The sequence below is a fragment of the Kitasatospora sp. NPDC048239 genome (genome assembly GCF_043202015.1).
Classification (GTDB): domain Bacteria; phylum Actinomycetota; class Actinomycetes; order Streptomycetales; family Streptomycetaceae; genus Kitasatospora.
Genome location: NZ_JBICZP010000002.1, coordinates 366,173 through 389,249 on the forward strand (window position 1 = coordinate 366,173; position 23,077 = coordinate 389,249).

Sequence of the window (23,077 nt, forward strand, 5' to 3'; positions counted from 1 at the left end):
TGTGATCACTACTCTACGAAGCCAAAGACCGCGGTGGCAGTGCAATTCCGAGCAGGAAACACGGGTCAATTCCGGGGCCCGCCTGCCCCGTTCGGGGGCCGGGGCCAGGGGTCGTCCGGGGCCGGACAGGCTCTAGGGTCGACGGTATGAGTGAGATTCAGAACGGTGGGGCCCCGTCCGTCCGCGTGCTGCTCGCGGAGGACCAGGGGATGGTCCGGGAGGCGCTGGCGGCGCTGCTCGGACTGGAGGGGGACATCGACGTCGTCGCCCAGGTGGGCCGGGGCGACGAGGTGGTGGCGGCGGCGACCGCCCACGACGTGCAGGTCGCGGTGCTGGACATCGAGATGCCAGGGATGACCGGGCTCGAGGCGGCGGCGCTGCTGCGCAAGGCCCGGCCGCAGACCAGGGTGGTGATCGCGACAACTTTCGGGCGGCCCGGCTACCTGCGGCGGGCGATGGAGGCGGGCGCGGACGCCTTCCTGGTGAAGGACGCGCCGGCCTCCGAGCTGGCCGAGGCGATCCGCCGGGTGCTGCGCGGGGAGCGGGTGATCGACCCGGCGCTGGCCGCCGCCGCGCTCGCCGAGGGGGCGAACCCGCTGACGGCCCGTGAGCGGGACGTGCTGGCGGCCGCGTCGGACGGGGCGGTGAACGCGGACATCGCCAAGCGGCTGCACCTCTCCGAGGGGACGGTGCGCAACTACCTCTCGATGGCGATCCAGAAGACCGAGGCCCGCAACCGCACCGAGGCGGTCCGGATCGCCCGTGAGAAGGGCTGGTTGTAGCCCCTCCGCCGGGCACCTCGCAGCCCGCCCCCCGGGGCTCAGTTCAGCCGGTGCCGGGCCGCCCGGGCGTCCAGCCGCACCCGGGCCGCCGCGTCCGGGTCGAAGGCGTCCAGGATCTCCGCGTAGGAGTCCATCTCGGTCGAGCCGCCGAGGAAGTCGCCGGTGCGGACCAGCAACTCGGCCCGCTCCAGCCGCAGTTGGGCCGGGTGGCGGGGCAGCAGCAGCGCCAGCTCGGTGGCCCAGAGCTGGGTGCGGGCGTGCTCCGGGCGGTCCGCGGCCCAGCTGCGGATGTTGCCGAGGACCCGCAGCACGATGTCCAGCGGCTGGGCGGGCGTGAGCAGTTCGGGCGTGAACTCGTGTCCGGTGGCGCGGACCAGCTCGTCCGCGGCCTCCGGGTCGAGCAGCCGGCCGCCGTGGAACGGGTCCGCCAGCACGTAGTCGTCGCCGCCCTCCGGGCCGCCGACGGCGACGATGAAGTGGCCCGGCAGGGCGAGGCCGTGGACGGTGAGGCCGGCGCGGGCGGCGACCGCCATCCACACCAGCGACAGCATGATCGGCAGCCCGCGCCGCCGCCGCAGCACGTCCGGCAGCAGCGAGGACTCCAGCCGCCGGTAGTCGGACTGCCGCCCGTGGAAGCGCTCGCGCCCGCCGAGCACGGCGGCCAGCAGTGCGGCCGTCTCCTCCGGCCCGGCCGGGGCCCGCTCGGCGACCGCCAGCCGGACGGCGGCGGCGTGCCGGTCCAGCGCGGCGTGACAGGCGGCGAGCAGCGCCTCCAGGGTCGGCGGTTCCTCGGCGTCGTCCAGGACGGGGCTGTGCTCCGCGGCCGCGAGCAGGCAGAGCAGCACCGGATCGGGGTGCTCGGCCCGGGCCTCGGTCCGGAAGCGTGCTCTGCTCTGCTCGGTCACGGTGGCTGCGACGGCTTTCGTGGGAACGGCGGGTCGGGACTGCTCGCGCGGGGTGCGCTACTCCTGCGGAAGGCGGGCGTAGTGGTAAGTGTGACTGGTCGTGAAGCCAAGTCCGTCATAGAGCGCGATCGCACCATCGTTGTCGGCCTCGACCTGCAGGTAGGCGCCGGTGGCGCCCTCCTCGGCGGACCGGGCGGCGAGCACCGCCATCAGCGTGGTGGCCAGGCCCGCGCGGCGGGCGTGCGGGGCGACCTCGACCGCGCCGAAGCAGGCCCACGGGCCGTCGATGACACAGCGCCCGATCGCCAGCGGCGGCTGCCCCGCGGCGCCGGGCACGGTGGCGAACCAGACGGAGGGCCCGCCGTGGAGCAGCCGGCGGGCGGCCTCCTCCACCGCCGGGTCGTCCGAGACCTGCCGGTACAGCGACATCCACTCCGGGCCGGCGGTACGGGACAGCCGTACCCGGTCGTGCCCCGCCCCGGACCGCGCCAGCGGAGCGAGCGGCGCGACCTGCACCAGGGTGGGCGAGTGCGCCGCCCCCAGCCGGCCCGGCTCGGCCCGCAGCTCCTGCGGCGAGCCGGGCGTGCACACCTCCACCCAGGCGGGCAGCCCGCGCGCCGCGTACCAGGCCCGGACCGCCGCGAGCGCCTCGTCCAGCGGCAGCCCCGGCTCGCCGAGGGTCTGGACGGAGTTGGCCCGCCGGGTGAACCCGGCCGAGGCGCGCAGCGTCCACGCGCCCAGCGGCTCCTGCTCGACGGCCGACCAACTGCGCGCCGCGATCCGCTGGAGCTCCGCCGGCGAGGCCTCGGGCAGCGCCGCCCGCCGGGCCGGGAAGAGCGGCACCGCCTTGCCCGCGACCAGCAGTTTCTCCTCGAACGCGACCGGATCGCCGCTCCGCGGGACGACCGTCAGCCCATGATCGTCCCACGATGTGAGCACGCCGATCGCATCGCGGAACACCGGCCTGTCGTCCACGAACTCCGTCAGTCGTCGAACGGAGACGCGTCGTCCCACGTCAGAGCGATCTATCCGGACCTCCGGACGGTCCTGAACCGGACCGTCAGCCGCCATCTGGGCACCTCCTGTGCATTTGCGCTCCCTGACCCGCGATACTAGGGGCGGGCATCGACGACGCCGCGCTCACCCGCGCACGCGAGCAAAACAGAATGGGCCGCCGAGCCCTTCCGAGGAGGAACGACAGCGTGACCTACGTCATCGCGCAGCCTTGTGTCGACGTCAAGGACAAGGCCTGCATCGAAGAGTGCCCGGTTGACTGCATCTACGAGGGCGAGCGATCGCTCTACATCCACCCGGATGAGTGTGTCGACTGTGGCGCTTGCGAGCCGGTCTGCCCGGTCGAGGCGATCTTCTACGAGGACGACACGCCGGAGGAGTGGAAGGACTACTACAAGGCGAACGTCGAGTTCTTCGACGACCTCGGTTCGCCCGGTGGTGCCTCGAAGCTCGGGCTGATCGAGCGGGACCACCCGTTCATCGCCGCTCTGCCGCCGCAGAACACCGACGAGCACTGAATCGATCGGTGGCAACTGAAGCTGTGAGCACCAACGACAGCACGCACGCGCCGTTCCCGGGCCACCCGGGGGCGGCGCGCCGCGTTTCCGACCTCCTGCCGGTCTTCCCCTGGGACAAGCTGGAGCCGTACAAGCAGACCGCGCTCGCCCACCCCGGCGGGCTCTGCGACTTCTCGGTGGGCACGCCGGTCGACCCGGTCCCCGAGGTGATCCAGAAGGCGCTGGCCGCCGCCACGGACACGCCCGGCTACCCGACGGTCTGGGGCCCGGTGGAGCTGCGCGAGGCGGTCGCCGGGTGGCTGAACCGCCGGGTCGGCGCCGAGATCGGCCCGCAGGCCGTCCTGCCGACCGTCGGCTCCAAGGAGCTGGTGGCCTGGCTGCCGACCCAGCTCGGCCTCGGCCCCGGCGACCAGGTCGCCTACCCGCGGCTGGCCTACCCGACCTACGAGGTGGGCGCGCGGCTGTGCGGCGCCGAGCCGGTCGAGTACGACTCGGTGGACGAGCTGGACGGCTCGCGGGTACGCCTGCTCTGGGTGAACTCGCCGTCCAACCCGACCGGCCGGGTGCTCGGCAGGGACGAACTGCGCCGCACGGTCGCCTGGGCCCGCGAGCACCGGGTGCTGCTGGTCAGCGACGAGTGCTACCTGGAGCTGGGCTGGGAGGCCGACCCGGTCTCCGTGCTGCACCCGGACGTCTGCGGCGCCGACGAGCAGGGCCGGCAGCACGAGGGCCTGCTGGCGGTCCACTCGCTCTCCAAGCGCTCCAACCTGGCCGGCTACCGCGCCTCCTTCGTGGCGGGCGACCCGGTGGTGGTCAGGGAGCTCCTGGAGGTGCGCAAGCACGGCGGCATGATCGTGCCGGCCCCCGTCCAGGCGGCGACCATCGCGGCGCTCGCGGACGACGCGCACGTGGCCGAGCAGCGCGGGCGCTACGCGGCCCGGCGTTCGGCGCTGCGGGCCGCGCTGGAGGCGTACGGCTTCCGGGTGGAGCACTCGGAGGCGAGCCTGTACCTGTGGGTGACCCAGGACCGGCCGTGCTGGGAGACGGTGGCCGAACTGGCCGCCCTGGGCATCCTGGTGGCGCCCGGTGACTTCTACGGGCCGGCCGGCGAGCGCTTCGTCCGGGTCGCGTTCACCGCGACGGACGAGCGGGTCGCGGCGGCCGTGGAGCGGCTGCGCGGCTGAGCCGCACACGGGAAGGGGGCCGGTGTCCAGTACTGGACACCGGCCCCCTTCGTTGTGGGTCCGCGGTGCGGGCCCCCGCGCGGGCCCGTACCGCACGGCCCGTCAGCCGTCCGCACGCCGCCGGGTCGCCCCGGCCGCGGGGTGGGCTTGAGCCCTGGCCGGTCGGGGCCTAGAGCGGGAGGCCGCCGAGACCGCCGCCGCCGATGCCGCCGAGCAGGCCGGTGATCGGGCTGAGGCCGGCCAGCGGGGAGTTCGGGCCGAGGTCGGCGCCGCCGAGGCGGTTGGCCGAACCGTGCTCGGCCAGGCCCAGGACGTCGGCGCCGGGCAGCCCGGCGGGCAGGCCCGCCGGCAGCGCGCGGGTCACCGAGCCGAGCGGCAGGGCGTCCGTGACGGCGTTGGTGCCGGGGACGGCGCCGGCCAGCGCACCGCCGCCGGGGAGGCTCTCGGTGGCCTGTGAGAGCCCGCCCACCGGGTTGGCACCGGCGCCGGCGCTGCGGCCCGCGGCACCGTGGCCGGTGACCGCGTCGCCGACCTTGCCCGCCAGGGCGGCCGCGACCTTCGGGGTGATGGCGGAGAGCTGGCCGGTGGTGGCGGCGGTCTTGTCGACCGGGGCGGTCAGCGAACCGGCCTTCTCGTTCGCCTCGGGGAGCTGGTGGGCGACGATGTTGCCGGTGGCGTCGGCGGTGGCGGGAACGCCCGCGGCGACGGTGGCGGCGCCGGTGTCCCCGGCGGCCTGGCCCAGCTCGTGGGTGGTGTGCTGCAGGGTGGAACCCGCGTCGGTGTTGGTCAGCTGGCCCAGCGGCGCGGCCAGGTCGGACCTGGGCACCAGCGCGTCGGCTGCGGACGCGGAGCCGGCCGCGACCAGCGGGGTCGCGCCGGCCGCCACGAGCAGCGCGGCCTGGGCGATCCGGCGCGTGAGGGGGTGAGACATGGGGCTCCTCGAAAGGGTCTGGGTCCGTCCCGTCCGCTAGGGCGGACAACGTCACTACCGCTTCAGAAGCCAGAAGGTTTCGGTCGGTGCAAGGAAAGGGTCTTACCGACGATCGGACGGTATGACCGCAGAACGGCCGTCGCAGCCCGTCCGGCCGGGGCCGGGAACGGGCTGCGCGCCAAGGGAAGTGACGGTTCTGCGCACCGGTGGTCGGTGCGTACCCGTCCGTCCACCCAGGTTGACCCGAATCACCCGTTCGGCGGTGATCCGCTCACCAGTGCGTCAACCGGCGGTCAGCTCTTCCCCGAGGTCGTCAGCGAGACCTGCACCAGCTTGGTCGAGGTGCCGGTCGGCTGCGGCTTCCAGCCGTCCTCGGACTTGGCCTTCCGCCAGATCCGGCCGTCGTACGCGACCGTCTCGATACCCAGCTGCTGGGCCTGCGCGACCGCCCAGTGCGCGACCGCCCAGCCGTTCTGCCGTTCGGCGTCCGGGCCGGCGTCGGTGCTGGTGTTCGGCTCGGGGGTGAGCGAGACGGCGTTCTCCGCGCCCTTGACGGTGGAGCTGTACCCGGCCGCCGGGGTCACCGTCCGGCCGAACTCGCGGCGCACCCGGTCGGTCAGCGCCTGGGTCCGGTCCGGCCGGCCGGCCGGCGCGGCGGTGCCCGCGGGGGAGGCGGTGCCCGAAGCGGCCGGCGGGGCGGCCTCCTCGGCCGGCTCCGGCTCGGCGAAGTCGTGCACCACGCAGTTCAGCGCGGCGCCCTCGCGGCCGGTGAGCGCCGAGGCCAGCAGGGTCGCCTTGGTCTCGTGCTTGGCGTACGCCTGCGGGTAGCCGCTCTTCTGCACCTGCTGGGCCGCGTCGGTCAGCGGCAGCCGGGTGTAGCCGGGCACCTTGACCAGGCCGTCCAGGAACTTGTTGGTCGCGTAGACCGGGTCCTGGATCTGCTCCACCGTGCCCCAGCCCTGCGAGGGCCGCTGCTGGAACAGGCCGACCGAGTCCCGGTCGCCGCCCGACAGGTTGCGGATCTTGGACTCCTGCATCGCCGTCGCCAGCGAGATCGTCACCGCCCGGTCGGGCAGCCCGCGCGCGTGCGCCACGGCGGCGATCGTCGCCGCGTTGGCCGCCTGCGGGATCTCCAGCGTGCCCTCGCCCGCCGGGGTCTTCACCGAGCAGCCCTCGGGGGTGAGCTTCTGGTCGCGCAGCCAGTACAGGCCGACCGCGACCACCGCCAGCACCAACAGGCCGATCAGCACCGCCCGCAGCGGCCTGCGACGACGCGCGGGCGCCGACTCGTCGCCCTGCCCGCCGCTCTTCCTCCTGGCCACCGCCGCCCCTCTCCACCGTGCTCCTTGATCCGACACCGTACCCACTCGGACGGGTGTACGGCGCCGATGGTTCTGCGACGGGGCCCCGCGGCCGCCCCGGGGCACGGCTCCGCGACCGGCCCCGGGTCTAGGCTGGACGACCATGAGCAGCCCGAACGCACCCCTGGACCTCACCCTCGACGGCGGCACGCTGACCGCCCGGCTCGTCGACTTCCCGTCGGAGAGCGGCGACGAGCAGGCGCTCGCCGACGCGGTGGAGGCCGCCCTGCGCGCCCACCCGCACCTCACCGTCGACCGGTACGGCAACAACGTGGTCGCCCGGACGAACCTCGGCCGCGCCGAGCGGGTCCTGCTCGCCGGGCACCTGGACACCGTGCCGATCGCCGACAACGTGCCGTCCCACGTCGAGGGCGACCTGCTGTACGGCTGCGGCACCTCCGACATGAAGTCCGGCGTGGCCGTGCAGCTGCGGCTGGCCGCCACCCTGCCCGAGCCCAACCGCGACCTCACCTTCGTGTTCTACGACTGCGAGGAGGTCGAGGCCCACCGCAACGGCCTCGGCCACCTGGTCGCCGAGCACCCGGACTGGCTGGCCGCCGACCTCGCCGTGCTGATGGAGCCCAGCGGCGCCACCGTCGAGGGCGGCTGCCAGGGGACCCTGCGGGTGCAGGTCCGGCTGACCGGCGTGCGCGCCCACTCCGCCCGCAGCTGGCTCGGCGACAACGCCATCCATCACGCCGCCGAGGTGCTCGGCCGACTCGCCCGGTACGAGCCGCGCCGGGTGGAGATCGACGGCCTGGAGTACCGCGAGGGCCTCAACGCGGTCCGCATCGACGGCGGCGTGGCCGGCAACGTCATCCCCGACGAGTGCGTGGTGACGGTCAACTTCCGCTATGCGCCGGACCGCAGCGAGGCGGACGCCGAGAAGCACGTACGGGAGGTCTTCAGCGGCTTCGAGGTGACCGTCACCGACTCCGCCCCGGGCGCCCTGCCCGGCCTCTCCCAGCCTGCCGCGCAGGCCTTCCTGGCGGCCACCGGCGGCGTCGCCCGGGCCAAGTTCGGCTGGACCGACGTCGCCCGGTTCAGCGCGCTCGGCGTCCCCGCGGTCAACTACGGCCCCGGCGACCCGAACATGGCGCACAAGCGGGACGAGCACTGCTCGCTCGCCGCCATCGCCGAGACCGAGGAGCGGCTGCGCGCCTGGCTGACCGCCTGACTTGGACACCGGCCAGCGGCCGAACGCCATCTTCCGGTTGCCCAACCGACCTTCCGCCGTTGCCTGAAAACCGGGATCGGCGGGCGTAGGGTTTCGTCATGACAGGCACAGGAGACGAAAAGCACTACGGACACGGCCCTGAGCAGGTGGGGGAGCCGCGCCCGAAGAGGTCGTGGCCCGAGAAGCAGAAGGGCCCGGTGCTGGTGCGCCGGGACCAGGTCGGCACCAGCACGACGGACCAGCGCCTGCTGGACACCACCGGCCCGACGGACTGGCTGCACACCGACCCGTGGCGGGTGCTGCGGATCACGTCCGAGTTCGTCGAGGGCTTCGGCGCGCTGGCCGAACTCCCGCCCGCGATCAGCGTCTTCGGCTCCGCCCGGACGTCGATCGACTCGCCCGAGTACGCGGCGGGCGTGGCGATCGGCCGCGCGCTGGCCGAGGCCGGCTACGCGGTGGTCACCGGCGGCGGCCCGGGTGCGATGGAGGCGGCCAACCGCGGCGCCTCGGAGGCCGGCGGCCTGAGCGTGGGCCTCGGCATCGAGCTGCCCTTCGAGCAGGGGCTCAACGAGTTCGTCGACCTGGGGCTGAACTTCCGTTACTTCTTCGTCCGCAAGACGATGTTCGTGAAGTACGCCCAGGGCTTCGTGGTGCTGCCCGGCGGCCTCGGCACGCTGGACGAGCTGTTCGAGGCGCTCACCCTGGTGCAGACGAAGAAGGTCACCCGCTTCCCGGTGATCCTGTTCGGCAGCGAGTACTGGGGCGGGCTCTTCGACTGGCTGAAGAACACCCTGGTCGCGCAGGGCAAGGCGGCCCCGCACGACCTGGAGCTGTTCCAGATCACCGACGACATCGACGAGGTCATGAAGATCCTCGCCGACGCCCGTCGGCCGGCCCACGAGATCTAGGGTCCAGGCCGCGGGGTCCGGCCGGGCCCGGGTCCGTTCGAGCCGGGCCCCGAAGGATCAGGCCAGCCCCCGGCGGGCGACCGCCGGGGGGCGGGTGCCCCGGATCGAGGCGACCATGTCCAGCACCTGGCGGGTCTCCGCGACCTGGTGCACCCGGTACACCTGGGCGCCCAGCCAGGCCGAGACCGCCGTGGTCGCCAGGGTGCCGAGCAGCCGCTCGTTCACCGGCCTGTCCAGGGTCTCCCCGACGAAGTCCTTGTTGGAGAGCGAGACCAGCACCGGGAACCCGGTCGCGGTCATCTCCGGCAGCCGCCGGGTGGCCTCCAGCGAGTGCCGGGTGTTCTTGCCGAAGTCGTGCCCCGGATCGATGATCAGCGCGTCCCGGCGCACCCCGAGGCCCACCGCCCGCTCGGCCAGCCCGACGGTGACCCGCAGGATGTCCGCCATCACGTCCTGGTAGCCCACCCGGTGCGGCCGGGTGCGCGGCTCGGCGCCGCCCGCGTGGGTGCAGACCAGCCCGACGTCGTGGCGCGCGGCCACCTCGGCCAGCCGCGGGTCCACCCCGCCCCAGGCGTCGTTCAGCAGGTCCGCGCCCACCTCGCAGACCGCCTCGCCGACCTCGTGCCGCCAGGTGTCCACGCTGATCACGGCCTCCGGGTGGCGCTTGCGCAGCTCCGCCACGAACGGCACCGTGCGCCGCAGCTCCTCCTCGACGGTGACCTCGTCGCCCGGCCCCGCCTTCACCCCGCCGATGTCCAGGATCGCCGCACCCTCGGCCATCGCCCGGTCCGCGGCGGCGAACGCCGCCTCGTCGGCGAAGGTGGCCCCCTTGTCGAAGAAGGAGTCCGGGGTGCGGTTGACGATCGCCATGATCACCAGCTCGTCGTCGGCGAATTCCCGAGGTCCCAGACGCAGTGCCACCGATGTCTCCTCCACAGCTGCTGCGGGTGCGATGATGGCCCCCGGCCTACCGGGAACCATGATCCCACTTGTACCGAGGCCGGCCGGGAAGTCGGGAGGACAGCTCGTGTTCTGGGTGATCGTGGTGGCCATGGCCGTGGTGGTCGGCGGCGCCGCGCTGGTGGCGCTGGGCGGGGGCGGCTCACTGCCGGAGGCGGTGCACGACCGGATCGCGGCGCGGCTTCCGCAGGACCGTCCGCTCAGCCGGGACGACGTGGACGGGATCCGGCTGCCGATGGCCGTGCGCGGCTACCGGATGGACGAGGTGGACGACGTCCTCGACCGCCTCGGCGCCGAACTCGCCTACCGGGACTCCCGGATCGCCGAGCTGGAGGCGGCCGCCACGCTGCGCGGCGCGGTCGAGGCCGGCGGCCCGGACACGGGCGCCGAACCGCTGCCCGGCCTGGAGGAGTTCGCCAGGGTGGTCGAGCCGGTGGCGACCCTCACCAAGGAGCCCGAGGACGCGAAGCCGGTGCAGGAGCAGTGAGCGAACCGCTCGCCGAGCCCGCCGCGCAGTCGCCCGCCCAGGCGCCCGTGCAGGGGTCCGCGGAGCCGTCCGACGGCGCCGTGCTCGGCCCGGACGGCCTGCGCCGCTGCGCCTGGGGCGATTCGGCCGACGACTACCGGGTCTACCACGACACCGAGTGGGGCCGCCCGGTGCACGGCGACGACGCCCTGTTCGAGCGGGTCTGCCTGGAGGCCTTCCAGTCCGGGCTGTCCTGGATCACCATCCTGCGGCGCCGGGAGGGCTTCCGGGCCGCGTTCGCCGGCTTCGAGATCGCCAAGGTGGCCGAGTACGGCCCGGCCGACGTCGAGCGGCTGCTCACCGACACCGGCATCATCCGCAACCGCGCCAAGATCGAGGCGTCCATCGCCAACGCCAAGGTCGCGCGTGACCTCGACGGTGGCCTGGACGCCCTGATCTGGCGGTTCGCCGGCGACCCGGACCGGCCGGCCCCCCGCGCGCTGAGCGAGGTGCCGGCCGTCACGCCCGAGTCGACGGCACTGGCGAAGGCGCTGAAGAAGGAGGGCTTCCGCTTCGTCGGCCCGACCACCGCCTACGCGCTGATGCAGGCCTGCGGCCTGGTCGACGACCACCTGGCGGACTGCCACGTCCGCACCGCCCTCGACCCGCGCTAGGCCCTGTCCTGGGCCCTGTCCGGCCCCGGGGCTTGACGGACCCTAAGCCCGGCCCTAGCGCCCCAGGTACTTCGGCTTCTCCTTGGCGATGAAGGCGCGGACCGCGATCCGGTGGTCCTCGCTGTCGCCCGCCAGGGTCTGCAGCTCGTCCTCCTTGTCGAGCAGCTCACTCAGCGTGTGCGCGGCGCCGTAGGCCAGCGACTCCTTGATGGCGCCGAAGGCCACCGTCGGGCCCTCGGCCAGCTCCTTGGCGAACACCCGGGCGGTGGCGGCCAGCTCGGCGGCCGGCACCACCTTGGTGGCCAGGCCCAGCTCCATCGCCTCGGTGGCCTTCACGGTGCGCGGCAGCATCAGCAGCTCGGTCGCCTTGGCGTGCCCGACCAGCCGCGGCAGCGTCCAGGAGGCGCCCGAGTCGGCGGTCAGCGCGATCCCGGCGAAGGCCGTGTTGAAGCCCGCCGTGTCCGCGACGATCCGGAAGTCGCAGGCGAAGGCCAGCGAGGCGCCAGCCCCTGCCGCAACCCCGCCGACCGCCGCGACGGTCGGCTTGCGCATGCCCGCCAGCGCCCGCACCAGCGGGTTGTAGTGCTCGGCGACGGTCTTCAGCGCGCCCTCGCCGGTCTCCTCGGCCCGCTTGAGCAGGCCCAGGTGCTCCTTGAGGTCCTGCCCGACGCAGAACGCCCGCTCGCCCGCGCCGGTGAGCAGCACGGCCCGGACCGCGGGGTCCTCGGCGGCGGCCGCCACGGTGTCCCGCAGCGCCACCTTGGTCGCGACGTCCAGCGCGTTCATCGCCTCCGGGCGGTTGATGGTGATGACGGCCAGGCCGCCGTCCAGCTCGTAGAGCACGGAATCGGACATGGGCGAGGGCTCCCTAGTGATCGTCGTGGGGTCGGTCGTGTGTCAGGATGCCGGAGCGTACGGCCGGGTGGGGAGTGTGAGGTATCGCACCTTCCGGTGGCGTACGGAGCGCCGCCGCGCCGGGGCTTATGGCGGGAAATGTGGCGCTTGGGGGCGGTCCGGCCGTGGTTGCACCGAGAGTGATGTTGGTCATCAGGCCGTGGCATGCGGGATAATGGCTTCCGATCAATGCGTTCGATACCGGCGGTGGACGGACTGCCGGTGCGTAGCTGAGCGGTTGCAGGAAGGGGAACGAGCATGGCGGCCATGAAGCCGCGGACGGGTGACGGCCCGCTCGAAGTCACCAAAGAGGGGCGGGGCATCATCATGCGCGTTCCGCTCGAAGGCGGCGGACGCCTTGTGGTGGAGCTCACGCCTGACGAGGCCGACGCCCTCGGCGAGGCCCTGAAGAAGGCCTGCGGCTGACCGCAGCGGGTGCTCCCCATCTCCTGGAGATGTGCCACCGGGCCCGGGTACGACACCACGTCGACCCGGGCCCTTCGGGTTCCCGCCCCGGGCCTCGCACCCGGTGGCGCGGTGACTCGACGGGCCCCCGGGCTCGTCAGCGCTTGACCGCGCAGAGCAGCCCGTCGGAGACCGGCAGCAGCGCCGGCAGCAGCGACTCGCTCTCCCGCACGTCCCGGAGCAGGTCCCGGACGGCGTGCGTCGGCGGGTCCTGCACGTCCGGCTCGGTCAGCCGGCCCTCCTGGAAGACGCCCTCGAAGCAGACCATCCCGCCCGGCCGCAGCAGCCGCAGCGACTCCGCCAGGTACTCCCGCGACTCCGCCGGATCCCCGTCGCAGAACACCAGGTCGTACTGGCCGTCCGCCAGCCGGGGCAGTACGTCCAGCGCCCGGCCCGGTATGAACCGGGACCGGTTCGCCGCGAACCCGGCCGCCTGGTACGCCTCCCGGGCCAGCTGCTGGCGCACCGGCTCGGAGTCCACCGTGGTGAGCACGCCGTCCGGCCGCATCCCGCGCAGCAGATAGACCCCCGAGACGCCCGTCCCGGTGCCGATCTCGGCGACCGCCTTGGCGTCCAGCGCGGCCGCCAGCAGCCGCAGACAGGCCCCGCCGCCCGGCCCGATCGCCTTGATCCCGGTACGCGCCGCCTGCGCCCGGGCGTAGGTCAACACCGCGTCCTCGCCGACGAAGGTGTCGGAGAGGGCCACGCGCGCGGGCCCGAACTCGCTGATGGCTGCCTCTTTCGGAGCCCCGGGTGGCGGCCCGGTGCCGAGGGGATGTCGATATTTCCTGCCACAGATTACTGGCCGACCGGGAACCGCGTACGGCGGCGGGCCGTTGGTGGAACTGGGACCGGGTGAACGGACGCCTTTCGGATACCCCCGGGCACTTTTATCCGGGCTTGACGGGTGAGGTGGATATGGTGGTGGCCCTGCTGGGCAGAAGAGCCGACCGAGGAGGTGTGGCCGAGGGCGACGTCCCTGTGCGGCGGCACATCCGCGGCACCACGTCGGCCCGTACGCCGAAGCCCGTGATGAACCAGCCCGCGCACTCCACCCTGGACCAGTCGGCCGCCGCGACCGTGACGCCGGCCGCCGGTACCGCCGAGGCCCCCGCCGCCCTCGCGACCTTCACCGAGGGCCCCGACGCGCAGAGCTGGACTCCGCCCTCGTGGGAGGAGATCGTCGAGGCGCACAGCGCCCGCGTCTACCGCCTCGCCTACCGCCTGACGGGTAACCAGCACGACGCCGAGGACCTCACCCAGGAGGTCTTCGTCCGGGTCTTCCGCTCGCTGTCCACGTACACCCCCGGCACGTTCGAGGGCTGGCTGCACCGGATCACCACCAACCTCTTCCTGGACATGGTCCGCCGCCGCCAGCGCATCCGCTTCGACGCCCTGGGCGACGACGCCGCCGAGCGCCTGGCCAGCCGCGAGCCGAGCCCGGCCCAGCACTTCAGCGACACCCACTTCGACGCCGACGTCCAGCAGGCGCTGGACACCCTCGCGCCGGAGTTCCGCGCCGCCGTGGTGCTGTGCGACATCGAGGGCCTCTCCTACGAGGAGATCGCCGCGACCCTGGGCGTCAAGCTCGGCACCGTCCGCAGCCGCATCCACCGCGGCCGCTCCCACCTGCGCGCCGCGCTCAAGCACCGCGCCCCCGGCGCGGCCCCCGGCCGGGAGCGCCGGGGCGGCTCCGAGGAGCCGGTGCCGGTCGGCGCCGCCGCCGGTGAGGCGGGCGCGCCGGGCGGGCGTGGACGGAGGCGGTCGTGAGCGGAACCGGCCGGTCGGGACCGGGCCAGCCGGACGCCTCCAGCCGGGCCGCGGCCCGGCGGGGCGGCTGGGCGCTGCCCGGGCGCAGGGGCCACGACGGCCCGGACGCACCCCTGCTGCCCGCCGAGCCGCCGCCGGGTGAGCCGACGCTGCGCGCCGTGGCCGTACGGCCCGCCGAGCCCGTCGAGGAGCACCACCTCGGGGAGCGGCTCTCCTCCTTCGTCGACGGCGAACTCGGCCACGACTCGCGCGACCGCGTCCAGGCGCACCTGGCCACCTGTCCGCAGTGCCTCGCCGAGGCCGACGAGGGCCGCGCCGTCAAGCACCTGCTGACCCACACCGGCACCCCCGGCCCGTCCTCGGCGCTGATGGCCCGGCTGATGGCCGTCGGCACCCTCCAGGACGACCAGCTGCCGCCCGAGCGGCCCCACCGGGACGACGACGACCTGCCCGGCGGCGGGGTGGCCGCGAGCGGCACGCTCGGCGGCAGCCGGCTCAACGGCGGCTCCTTCGGCCGGGGCGCGGGCGCCTCCTTCGGCGCGGGCGCGCTCGGCGCCGACGCGCCGCTGCCGGGGGTCGACCCCAGGGCGTTCGGGCGCGGCGGCTCGGTGCTGCGCCCGCTGATGGGCCGCCGTACCGGCCGGCCCGCCGGGCCCGCCCAGCCGCAGCCCCGGCCCGCCGCCGCGTCGACCGGGCTCGCCATGGTCCGGCAGAGCGCGCCGCGCGGGCGCCGGTTCGTCTTCGCCGCCGCCGGGGCCTTCTCGGTCGCCGCGGTGACGCTCGGCGGGGTCGGCTCCTTCGCGGCCCAGAACGGCGAGCAGCAGGGCACCTCGGTCAGCCCGGTCGGCGACACCGGCCGCGGCGGCGGACACGTCCCGATGAACGCCCAGGTCCCGGTGGACTTCCCGGTCCGCCCGGTGGCGGCCACCCGCAGCGCGTTCCCGCCCTACGACGGGTCGTACCGCACCCCGAGCACCGGCATCGCCGGGCTGCACCACGAGAACCGCTAGAGCCTGTCTTCCGGGTCGAGGGAGAGGCCCTGGAGGGCTCCTCGCCCACCGGTCGGGACGGCCTTGATCATCGGCGGGTCTTCACCACGGCTTCATCACACCGTGGGGTACGAAACCGCTGGTGGCCATTACCCTGTAGGAACCGTCGTCCGCCGAGCTAGGGAGTTTGGGTGTTCAGCGACGTAGGCGCCCTGGAGATCCTGACCCTGGTCATCATGGCCATCGTCATCTTCGGCCCGGACAAGCTCCCGAAGATGATCCAGGACACGATGGGCTTCATCCGGAAGGTCCGGGCCTTCGCCGACGACGCGAAGGCGGACATCCGCAGCGAACTCGGTCCCGAGTTCAAGGACTTCGAGTTCGAGGACCTCCACCCCAAGACGTTCGTCCGCAAGCAGCTCATGGGCGGCCAGGAGGACCCGCTGGGCCTCAAGGAGATGCGGGACAGCCTGGACATCCGGTCGGTGCTGGACGACAAGCCGGCCGCCACCGTGAACGGCCGGTCCGGCACGGTGAGCATGGACAAGTCCGGTGTCCCGGCCCCGGCGGCCGCCGCCTCCGGCGCCCCGCTGCAGCCCGGCGAGCGCCCCCCGTTCGACCCGGACGCCACCTGATCCCACGTCGTCGCGACGACGCCACCGCCCCGCCCGGCCGCACGGCTGGCCGGGGCGGTGGCGTGTCCGCCGCTATTGTGCTGATTGTTCCCGCTGTGCCGTCTGTCACTTTCCGGTCCGTTCCGGACCGAAGACGCCCGGCGGGGACGCCGGGGTGCGCCACGATGGGAGCGCGCCACGGCAGGCAAACGTGCGTTGAGGAGGTCCGGGGATGGACGCGACGAGTCATGCGGTGGGGACGGCGACGGCCGGTGGCCCGATGGTCGGCGGGCAGGCCGGCCCGGCCGACCCGCTGGTGCCCTACCTGTCGGCGGACTTCCCCTGGTACGGCCTGGACGACGGCTGGACCGGCCGCCGCTACCTGATGCAGGCCGGCGCGGGCGGTCCGCGCTCCGGGGCGGGCGGCAGCGTCGACTACGGCACCCTCGGCCACGGCGAGGAGCCGGCCAGGCACTACGAGCCGCGCGACGTGCGCAGGTTCGCCGTGGTCGTCACGGTGGCCCGCCGGGACAGCCGGCGCAGCGCCGACAACACCGGCACGCTGGAGGCCACCTCGGCGTCCTCCGCCGCCTGGCTGGCCGGCTCCGGCCTGCTCGCCGCCACCTGGCCGGGCCAGCTGGACCGGGCGCTGCGCCAGGACTGGCTGGACCAGCAGAGCTCGCTCGCCTGGGACCTCGCCGACGACCTGGCCGGCCCCGGCTGGTCCACCCTTAGCCTCCCGGTGAACGGCCTGCCGCAGCCCTTCCGCTACCGCGAGTCCGAGTACGGCTGGGTCCTGGCCGGCGAGGCCCCCGGCGTCCTCCTCGGCGCCTTCGGCCGCGGCGTCAGCGCCTACGGAGCCGGCTTCTCCACCGTCCCCGACCTCTCGGCCTACACCCGGCCATAGCCCGCCCGGGCCCGGCCCCGCGGCGCCCGGGCGCAAACGCCGACGGGCCGGGCGTACCCGCCCGGCCCGTCCGACGACCGCAGGATCAGAACTTGTTCTTCGGGGTGAGGCCGAGGGAGAGGCCGGAGAGGCCGCGCTGGCGGCCGCCGAGCTTGCCGGCGACGGCGCGCAGGGCGGCGCCGGCGGGGGAGTCGGGGGCGGCCAGGACGACCGGGCGGCCGTCGTCGCCGCCCTCGCGCAGGCGGACGTCGATCGGGATCGAGCCGAGCACCGGCACGGTGGCGCCGACGGTGCGGGTGAGGGCCTCGGCGACGGTCTGGCCGCCGCCGGTGCCGAACACGTCGATGACCTCGTCGCAGTGCGGACAGGGCATGCCGGCCATGTTCTCGATCACGCCGACGATCTTCTGGTGGGTCTGCACCGCGATGGTGCCGGCCCGCTCGGCCACCTCGGCGGCGGCCATCTGCGGGGTGGTGACGATCAGGATCTCCGCGTTGGGGACCAGCTGGGCCACCGAGATCGCGATGTCGCCGGTGCCGGGCGGCAGGTCCAGCAGCAGGACGTCCAGGTCGCCCCAGTAGACGTCGGCCAGGAACTGCTGCAGCGCGCGGTGCAGCATCGGGCCGCGCCAGACGACCGGGGCGTTGCCGGGGGTGAACATGCCGATCGAGATGACCTTCACGCCGTTCGCCTGGGGCGGCATGATCATGTCCTGGACCTGGGTCGGCCGGCCCTCGACGCCCAGCATGCGCGGCACGCTGTGGCCGTAGATGTCGGCGTCCACCACGGCGACCTTCAGACCGTCCGCGGCCATCGCCGCCGCGAGGTTGACCGTCACCGAGGACTTGCCGACGCCGCCCTTGCCGGAGGCGACGGCGTAGACGCGGGTCAGCGTGCCGGGCTTGGCGAACGGGATCTCCCGCTCGGGGGCGCCGCCGCGCAGCAGCTGGGAGAGCTCCTTGCGCTGCTCGTCGCTCATCACGTCGAGCTCGACCTCGACGCCGGTCACCCCGGGGATCCTGCCGACCGCCTCGGTCACCCGGGTGACGATGGTGTCGCGCATCGGACAGCCCGAGACGGTCAGGTAGACCGCGACGCGCACCGCGCCGCCCTCGGCGATCTCGACCGATTTCACCATGCCGATCTCGGTGATCGGGCGGTTGATCTCCGGGTCGTTCACAGTCGCCAGCGCCTGGCGTACGGAGTCCTCCGTGACGCCGGCCGCGACCTCTGTCTCGTTGGCCATGCCTTGATGGTACGGCGCTGGCGGTGCCCCTTAACCCGTCGGTAGCGTGCCGAGGGTCACAGCGCCTCGGAGGTCTCCCGGCGCTCGTCGATCTCCCTGAGCAGGGCCTGGAGTTCGGAGCGGATGCCGCTCAGCTCAGAGGCGATGAAGGCGCGGGTCGCGACCTCGCCGAGACCCTGCCGCAGCGCGGCCACCTCGCGGGTCAGGTACTCGGTGTCGGCGATGTTGCGGTCGCTGCGGGCGCGGTCCTGCTCCATGTTGACGCGGTCCCGGTCGTCCTGGCGGTTCTGCGCGAGCAGGATCAGCGGGGCCGCGTACGAGGCCTGCAGCGAGAGCATCAGGGTGAGGAAGATGAACGGGTAGTCGTCGAAGTGCACCTCGTCCGGCAGCACGGTGTTCCAGCCGACCCAGGCGACCACCACGATCGTCATCCAGACGATGAACCGCCCGGTGCCGAGGAAGCGCGCGATCCGCTCGGAGAGCTTGCCGAACGCCTCCGGGTCGTAGGCGGGCAGGGTGATCAGGCCGGGGCGGGCGGTGCGAGGCTGGTCGAGCCGGGCGCGGGCGGGGCCGGCGGCGACGGCCTCGGCGCGCTGGACGCGACCGCCCTCGCGGGCCCGCAGTTCGCGCAGTTCGCGCAGCTGGCGGAGCTGGCGCAGCTCGCCCTGCAGGCGCTGGCGGGGGGAGTCGTCCCGTCGGCCCTTGCGGTCAGCGTCCACCGGCCACCTCTCTCTCGTCGTCCAGTCCGTGCAGGGCGGCCTCGCGCCAGTCGTCGGGCAGCAGGTGGTCGAGCACGTCGTCGACGGTCACCGCGCCGAGCAGGTGGTCGGCCTCGTCGACGACCGGAGCGGCGACCATGTTGTACGTGGCCAGGTAGCTGGTGATCAGCGGCAGCGGGGTGTTCGGCGGCAGCGGGTCCAGGTCGTCGTCCACCAGCGAGCCGACCAGGGTGTACGGGGGTTCGCGCAGCAGCCGCTGGAAGTGCACGGTGCCCAGGTACTTGCCGGTCGGGGTCTCGTTCGGCGGGCGGCAGACGAAGATCTGCGCGGCCAGCGCCGGCTTGTGGTCGGAGACCCGGACCCGGGCGAGCGCCTCGGCGACGGTGGCGTCCGGCTCCAGCACGATCGGCTCGGTGGTCATCAGGCCGCCGGCGGTGTCCTCCTCGTAGGTCAGCAGGCGGCGGACCGGCTCGGCCTCGTCCGGCTCCATCAGCTGGAGCAGCCGCTCGGCCTCCTCGCCGGGCAGTTCGGAGAGCAGGTCGGCGGCGTCGTCCGGGTCCATCGCCTCCAGGACGTCGGCGGCGCGCTCGTCCTTCAGCTTGCCGATGATCTCGACCTGGTCGTCCTCGGGCAGCTCCTCCAGGACGTCGGCGAGCCGTTCGTCGTCGAGCGCGGCGGCCACCTCGGCGCGGCGCTTGGCGGAGAGGTGGTGCATGACGTTGGCGAGGTCGGCCGGGCGGAGCTGGTCGAAGGTGGCCAGCAGGTTGGCGGCGCCCTGGTCCTCCTCGCGGAGGGCGAAGCCGGTGACGGCCTTCCAGTCCAGGGTGAGCGTCTCGCCCCGGGACTTGCGCAGCCGGCCGGGCCGGCCGACCTGGACGAAGACCTTGCTGATCTCCCACTCGCGCAGCCGGGTCTGCACCATCGCGATGTCCAGGACGGTGACGTCCTCGTCGGTCTTCACCCGGGTGACGGTGCGGTCGAGCAGTTCGCCGAGGACGAGGGTCTCGGACGGGCGCTGCTCGAAGCGCCGCATGTTGATCACCCCGGTGGTGAGCACCTGACCGGATTCAAGGCTGGTCACCCTGGTCATCGGCAGGAAGATCCGGCGCCGGCCGACCACCTCGGCCACCAGCCCGAGCACCCGGGGCGGGCGCCCGCCCAGGCGCAGCGAGACGACCACGTCGCGGACCCGGCCGACCTGGTCGCCGTTCGGGTCGAAGACGGCGACGCCGGAGAGGTGCGAGATGAAGACCCGGGTGCCTGGCCCTGCCATGGACTCCCTCGACTCGCTCGATGCCCGACGGACGGGCGCGAGCGGGCGCGCCCCGCGGCCAAGGCTACCCGCGCACCCCTGGCCCGGCCCGGTGAGCCGCGGCCGTGCGGCGGGCCGCGGAGCGCCGCCCGGGGAGCCCCTGACCGGGCCGCCGGCCTGCACGGGAGGCCGGTCGGTCCGATGCCGTGGGCGCCCGGGAGGAGGGAGGTGAAGAGCTACTTGGCCGAGGAGGCGCCCTGGCCCTTGCGGCGCTTGAAGAGCAGCCTGGGCAGGCCGGCCGGGATCGGCAGGCGTGTGGTGGCGGCGGTGGGCATCGGGGCGGCGGCGTGCGAGCCGTCCGGCATGGCGCCCGGGTGCTCGGTGAGCGCGCCGACCGGCTCCAGCCGCAGCACCCGGCACTCGCGGGCCCAGCGGTCGGCGATGGTGTCGGTGTCGGGCGCGTTCAGCCGCTTGCCCTTGAGCTCCTCGACCGCGCCGAGCCAGGCCTCGCTCTGCGGGGCCGGCTCGCAGACCCGGGCCGACCAGCCGGTCAGCCGGCCGCCCTTGTCCTTGCTGCGGACGGTCACCACCGCGCCCGCGCCGGCGGTGAGCCCGTGCAGCGGCTGTTCGGCGCCGTCGCCGACCACCACCACCGCGCCGTCGTGCCAGGCGTGCCAGAGCGCCCGGCTCTGCTCCTGACCGTCCGCGCGCACCCAGAGCAGGCCGGACTTCTTCGCGGCCTCCTCCAACAGGGCCCGGTCGAGGAAGTCGTCGGCGGTCGCGGCTGCGGCAGGCGTACGGTCCATGGCCGACAGCGTACGGCCTGCGGCGTCCACCGGGTGTCTCACCCGGCGGGCGACAGTTCCATGGCGGCAGCACGGGCCTTACCTTAGGAGCGGCCGGATCAACTCCGAGCCGGACCCGTCCCGAACCAGCCGGACCCACCCCGATCCATGAGGAGTGCCGTGCCCGCCGCCAGGCCCGAGACCGCCGCCCCCGACCGTCCCGCCCCGGGCCGGACCGACGCGGCCGCCCCGCACCCGCTCCCCAGGGTCGACCTGCTGCTGCTCGCGGTCTCCGTCTCCGGCATCTCGCTCTCCGCACCGCTGATCAGCGCCACCGCCGCGCCCGCCCTGGCGATCGCGTTCTGGCGCAACGTGATGTCGGTCGGCGTGCTCGGCCCGTACGCGCTGCTGCGCCATCGCGGCGAGCTGCGCGGGATCGGCCGGCGGGCGCTGCTGCTGGCGATCGCGGCCGGGGTGCTGCTCGCCGCCCACTTCGCGCTCTGGATGCCGAGCCTGCGGATGACGTCGGTGGCCTCGGCGACCGCGCTGGTCACCACCACCCCGCTCTGGACCATCCTGCTGATGCGGCTGCTCGGGGTCCGGGCACCGCGCCTGGTCTGGCTCGGGACGGGCGTGGCCTTCGCCGGCGTGCTGGTGCTCACCGGGGTGGATCTCTCGCTCTCGCCGCGCGCCCTGCTCGGCGACGCGCTGGCGCTCGGCGCGGGCCTCGCCGCGGCCGGCTACATGCTGCTGGGCGCGGAGGTCCGCAGGACCGTCAGCACCACCGCGTACACCCTGGTCTGCTACGCCACCACGGCGGTGGTGCTGCTGGCGGTCTGCCTGGTGGCCGGCACCCCGATGTCCGGCTGGCCGGCCTCGGTGTGGTGGCAGATCGTGCTGCTGATGGTCACCGCGCAGCTGCTCGGGCACTCGCTGAGCAACCGGGTGGTGCGGACCCTGGGCGCGTCCGTCACCTCCACCGCGATCCTGCTGGAGACGCCGGGCGCCGCGCTGATCGCAGCGCTCTGGCTGGGCCAGTGGCCGCCCGCGGCGGCCTACCCGGCCGTGGTGCTGATCCTGCTCGGACTGGTCCTGGTGGCCCGCGGCGGCCGCCGCCCGGACGCCGCCTGAGGCCGGGGCCGGTACCGCGGGCGGCGACCGGCCCGCCGGGACCGGCCCGCCTGGGGGCTCAGAGCCAGCCGTTGCGCCGGAAGCCCCGGTACATCCCGATGCAGATCAGCACCACGCTGCCGAGCACCATCGGGTAGCCGTACCTGTGGTGCAGCTCCGGCATGTAGTCGAAGTTCATGCCGTAGACGCCGGTGATCATGGTGGGCACCGCGAAGATCGCCGCCCAGGCGGTGATCTTGCGCATGTCCTCGTTCTGCGCCACCGACACCTGCGCCAGATTCGCCTGGAGCAGCGAGTTCAGCAGCTCGTCGAAGCCGTGCACCTGCTCGGTGACCCGGGCCAGGTGGTCGGCGACGTCCCGGAAGTACTTCTGGATGTCCGGGTCGACCAGCCGCTGGAGCGGCTCGGAGAGCTGCTGCATCGGCCGCAGCAGCGGCGCCACCGCGCGCTTGAACTCCAGTACCTCGCGCTTGAGCTGGTACACCCGGCCGACGTCGGTGCCGCGGCCGCCCTTGTTGGAGAAGACGTCGAACTCGATCTCGTCCACGTCGGTCTGCAGCCGGTCGGCGACCAGCAGGTAGTTGTCCACCACCTGGTCGGCGATGGCGTGCAGCACCGCGGACGGGCCCTTGGCGAGCAGCCCGGAGCCGTCCGCGTCGGCCTCCAGCCGGTGGCGCAGCTCCTGCAGCGAACTGTGCCCGCCGTGCCGGACGGTGATGACGAAGTCCCGCCCGGCGAAGACCATCAGCTCGCCGGTCTCGACCACCTCGCTGGTCGGGGTGAGCTGGTCGTGCTCGACGTAGCGGATCGTCTTGAAGACGGCGAACAGCACGTCGTCGTAGCGCTCGACCTTGGGCCGCTGGTGCGCGTGCACCGCGTCCTCGACCGCCAGCGGGTGCAGTCCGAAGCGCTGGGCGATGCCCTCGAACTCGGCCTCGGTGGGCTCGTGCAGCCCGATCCAGCTGAACGATCCCGCACCGTCCGGCAGTTGCTGCGAGGCCCGGACCTGACGGGCCGCCTCACGCGGGCTGCACGTCTCACCGTGCCGCTTGCCGTGCCGGTAGACGGCGCAGTCCACCACCGCCGAGACGGACTGGCCCGGGTGGATCGAGTCGAACAGGCCGGCCGCCGAACGGCGGCGGTTGGTGCGGACGGCTGCGCGCAGGCTGTTGATCATCGACATGGCAGGCTCCCTGGGGCAGGAGCCGCCGCACGGCGGCACGGTGGCGGGTGGCCGTGGTGCGACGGCATGGAACACCGGTGGAATGGCGCCTGCGGTCGGTCCTCGGCCTTGCTGGGGCACGCGCTGGAACGACCGGACGCCGGTGAGGGTGCTCTCCCGGCCGACTCGACACTGCCTCGGTCGCCTCGGCGGACGCGGCTGATTCAGCTGCTACTGCTGTTGTTTCAGCCTGCGTGGCGAGG

The 23,077-nt window shown here is 73.9% G+C and carries 25 protein-coding genes; 13 read left to right on the forward strand and 12 right to left on the reverse strand.

From position 1 onward, the window contains the following. Nucleotides 1-146 precede the first annotated feature (146 nt). Nucleotides 147-782: a response regulator transcription factor gene (locus ACGFZP_RS05775; RefSeq protein WP_392928974.1), complete on the forward strand. Its 636-nt coding sequence runs from the start codon at nt 147-149 to the stop codon at nt 780-782. 38 nt (nt 783-820) lie between these two features. Here the strand turns inward: ACGFZP_RS05775 and ACGFZP_RS05780 are convergent, their stop codons facing one another. Together ACGFZP_RS05780 and ACGFZP_RS05785 are read right to left on the reverse strand one after the other, a co-directional pair. Continuing rightward, nucleotides 821-1,687 (reverse strand): transglutaminase family protein, encoded by an 867-nt coding sequence (locus tag ACGFZP_RS05780; RefSeq protein ID WP_392928976.1) that lies wholly within the window; start codon nt 1,685-1,687, stop codon nt 821-823. A 57-nt stretch (nt 1,688-1,744) separates the two neighbouring features. Beyond that, entirely contained in the window at nt 1,745-2,662 is a 918-nt protein-coding gene (locus ACGFZP_RS05785) for a GNAT family N-acetyltransferase (RefSeq protein WP_392928977.1), read from the reverse strand. Between the two features lie 227 nt (nt 2,663-2,889). On the opposite strand from ACGFZP_RS05785, the gene fdxA reads away from it, so the two are divergent. Both fdxA and dapC read left to right on the forward strand, forming a co-directional pair. Next, the gene (gene fdxA / locus ACGFZP_RS05790; protein WP_329489462.1) at nt 2,890-3,219 is read left to right on the forward strand and encodes a ferredoxin; all 330 of its coding nucleotides are present in this window, start codon (nt 2,890-2,892) and stop codon (nt 3,217-3,219) included. A gap of 23 nt (nt 3,220-3,242) precedes the next feature. Then, the gene (gene dapC, locus ACGFZP_RS05795; protein ID WP_392928979.1) at nt 3,243-4,403 is read left to right on the forward strand and encodes a succinyldiaminopimelate transaminase; all 1,161 of its coding nucleotides are present in this window, start codon (nt 3,243-3,245) and stop codon (nt 4,401-4,403) included. A 169-nt stretch (nt 4,404-4,572) separates the two neighbouring features. Here the strand turns inward: dapC and ACGFZP_RS05800 are convergent, their stop codons facing one another. After that, nucleotides 4,573-5,334 (reverse strand): hypothetical protein, encoded by a 762-nt coding sequence (locus ACGFZP_RS05800; protein WP_392928981.1) that lies wholly within the window; start codon nt 5,332-5,334, stop codon nt 4,573-4,575. A gap of 293 nt (nt 5,335-5,627) precedes the next feature. Further along, nucleotides 5,628-6,656 carry a hypothetical protein gene (locus ACGFZP_RS05805; protein ID WP_392928982.1) on the reverse strand — a complete coding sequence of 343 codons (1,029 nt, stop codon included), beginning with the start codon at nt 6,654-6,656 and terminating at the stop codon, nt 5,628-5,630. A 142-nt stretch (nt 6,657-6,798) separates the two neighbouring features. On the opposite strand from ACGFZP_RS05805, the gene dapE reads away from it, so the two are divergent. Then, nucleotides 6,799-7,872 carry a succinyl-diaminopimelate desuccinylase gene (gene dapE / locus ACGFZP_RS05810; RefSeq protein ID WP_392928984.1) on the forward strand — a complete coding sequence of 358 codons (1,074 nt, stop codon included), beginning with the start codon at nt 6,799-6,801 and terminating at the stop codon, nt 7,870-7,872. A gap of 98 nt (nt 7,873-7,970) precedes the next feature. Continuing rightward, nucleotides 7,971-8,780: a TIGR00730 family Rossman fold protein gene (locus tag ACGFZP_RS05815; protein ID WP_392928987.1), complete on the forward strand. Its 810-nt coding sequence runs from the start codon at nt 7,971-7,973 to the stop codon at nt 8,778-8,780. Between the two features lie 57 nt (nt 8,781-8,837). Here the strand turns inward: ACGFZP_RS05815 and folP are convergent, their stop codons facing one another. Then, complete coding sequence (folP, locus tag ACGFZP_RS05820) at nt 8,838-9,650, reverse strand: dihydropteroate synthase (RefSeq protein ID WP_392929656.1); 813 nt, start codon at nt 9,648-9,650, stop codon at nt 8,838-8,840. A 157-nt stretch (nt 9,651-9,807) separates the two neighbouring features. Here folP and ACGFZP_RS05825 point away from each other — a divergent pair, with 157 nt between their 5' ends. Continuing rightward, nucleotides 9,808-10,227 carry a DivIVA domain-containing protein gene (locus tag ACGFZP_RS05825; RefSeq protein WP_392928989.1) on the forward strand — a complete coding sequence of 140 codons (420 nt, stop codon included), beginning with the start codon at nt 9,808-9,810 and terminating at the stop codon, nt 10,225-10,227. 47 nt (nt 10,228-10,274) lie between these two features. Beyond that, a complete protein-coding gene (locus ACGFZP_RS05830; RefSeq protein ID WP_392929657.1) occupies nt 10,275-10,880 on the forward strand; it encodes a DNA-3-methyladenine glycosylase I in 606 nt (201 codons plus the stop codon). A gap of 54 nt (nt 10,881-10,934) precedes the next feature. On the opposite strand, the gene ACGFZP_RS05835 is transcribed toward ACGFZP_RS05830, so the two are convergent. Beyond that, a complete protein-coding gene (locus ACGFZP_RS05835; protein WP_392928991.1) occupies nt 10,935-11,735 on the reverse strand; it encodes an enoyl-CoA hydratase-related protein in 801 nt (266 codons plus the stop codon). 297 nt (nt 11,736-12,032) lie between these two features. Between ACGFZP_RS05835 and ACGFZP_RS05840 the strand changes: the two genes are divergently transcribed. Next, entirely contained in the window at nt 12,033-12,200 is a 168-nt protein-coding gene (locus ACGFZP_RS05840; RefSeq protein WP_014137929.1) for a DUF3117 domain-containing protein, read from the forward strand. Between the two features lie 136 nt (nt 12,201-12,336). Here the strand turns inward: ACGFZP_RS05840 and ACGFZP_RS05845 are convergent, their stop codons facing one another. Then, nucleotides 12,337-12,945 (reverse strand): O-methyltransferase, encoded by a 609-nt coding sequence (locus ACGFZP_RS05845; RefSeq protein ID WP_392928993.1) that lies wholly within the window; start codon nt 12,943-12,945, stop codon nt 12,337-12,339. A 326-nt stretch (nt 12,946-13,271) separates the two neighbouring features. Here ACGFZP_RS05845 and sigE point away from each other — a divergent pair, with 326 nt between their 5' ends. The 4 genes from sigE (at nt 13,272) to ACGFZP_RS05865 (ending at nt 16,519) form a co-directional block, all read left to right on the forward strand. Then, on the forward strand, nt 13,272-14,009 hold the full coding sequence (sigE, locus tag ACGFZP_RS05850) for an RNA polymerase sigma factor SigE (RefSeq protein ID WP_392929659.1): 738 nt from the start codon (nt 13,272-13,274) through the stop codon (nt 14,007-14,009). After that, complete coding sequence (locus ACGFZP_RS05855; protein WP_392928995.1) at nt 14,006-15,019, forward strand: anti-sigma factor family protein; 1,014 nt, start codon at nt 14,006-14,008, stop codon at nt 15,017-15,019. Before sigE ends, ACGFZP_RS05855 begins: the two co-directional genes overlap by 4 nt. 170 nt (nt 15,020-15,189) lie before the next feature. After that, nucleotides 15,190-15,633 carry a sec-independent translocase gene (locus ACGFZP_RS05860; protein WP_392928997.1) on the forward strand — a complete coding sequence of 148 codons (444 nt, stop codon included), beginning with the start codon at nt 15,190-15,192 and terminating at the stop codon, nt 15,631-15,633. Nucleotides 15,634-15,844: 211 nt separating this feature from the next. Then, the gene (locus tag ACGFZP_RS05865) at nt 15,845-16,519 is read left to right on the forward strand and encodes a hypothetical protein (protein ID WP_392928999.1); all 675 of its coding nucleotides are present in this window, start codon (nt 15,845-15,847) and stop codon (nt 16,517-16,519) included. A gap of 85 nt (nt 16,520-16,604) precedes the next feature. Here the strand turns inward: ACGFZP_RS05865 and ACGFZP_RS05870 are convergent, their stop codons facing one another. The 4 genes from ACGFZP_RS05870 to ACGFZP_RS05885 form a co-directional block, all read right to left on the reverse strand. Then, nucleotides 16,605-17,765: an Mrp/NBP35 family ATP-binding protein gene (locus ACGFZP_RS05870; protein ID WP_392929001.1), complete on the reverse strand. Its 1,161-nt coding sequence runs from the start codon at nt 17,763-17,765 to the stop codon at nt 16,605-16,607. Nucleotides 17,766-17,821: 56 nt separating this feature from the next. Further along, nucleotides 17,822-18,388, reverse strand: a complete 567-nt coding sequence (locus ACGFZP_RS05875; RefSeq protein WP_392929661.1) for a DUF1003 domain-containing protein — start codon at nt 18,386-18,388, stop codon at nt 17,822-17,824. A gap of 85 nt (nt 18,389-18,473) precedes the next feature. Then, entirely contained in the window at nt 18,474-19,757 is a 1,284-nt protein-coding gene (locus tag ACGFZP_RS05880) for a magnesium transporter MgtE N-terminal domain-containing protein (RefSeq protein WP_392929003.1), read from the reverse strand. Between the two features lie 215 nt (nt 19,758-19,972). After that, nucleotides 19,973-20,542, reverse strand: coding sequence for a hypothetical protein (locus ACGFZP_RS05885; RefSeq protein WP_392929005.1), 570 nt, complete (start codon nt 20,540-20,542; stop codon nt 19,973-19,975). Nucleotides 20,543-20,689: 147 nt separating this feature from the next. Between ACGFZP_RS05885 and ACGFZP_RS05890 the strand changes: the two genes are divergently transcribed. Continuing rightward, nucleotides 20,690-21,652, forward strand: a complete 963-nt coding sequence (locus ACGFZP_RS05890) for a DMT family transporter (RefSeq protein WP_392929006.1) — start codon at nt 20,690-20,692, stop codon at nt 21,650-21,652. A gap of 58 nt (nt 21,653-21,710) precedes the next feature. On the opposite strand, the gene corA is transcribed toward ACGFZP_RS05890, so the two are convergent. Next, on the reverse strand, nt 21,711-22,835 hold the full coding sequence (gene corA / locus ACGFZP_RS05895; protein ID WP_392929008.1) for a magnesium/cobalt transporter CorA: 1,125 nt from the start codon (nt 22,833-22,835) through the stop codon (nt 21,711-21,713). Nucleotides 22,836-23,077: the final 242 nt, after the last annotated feature.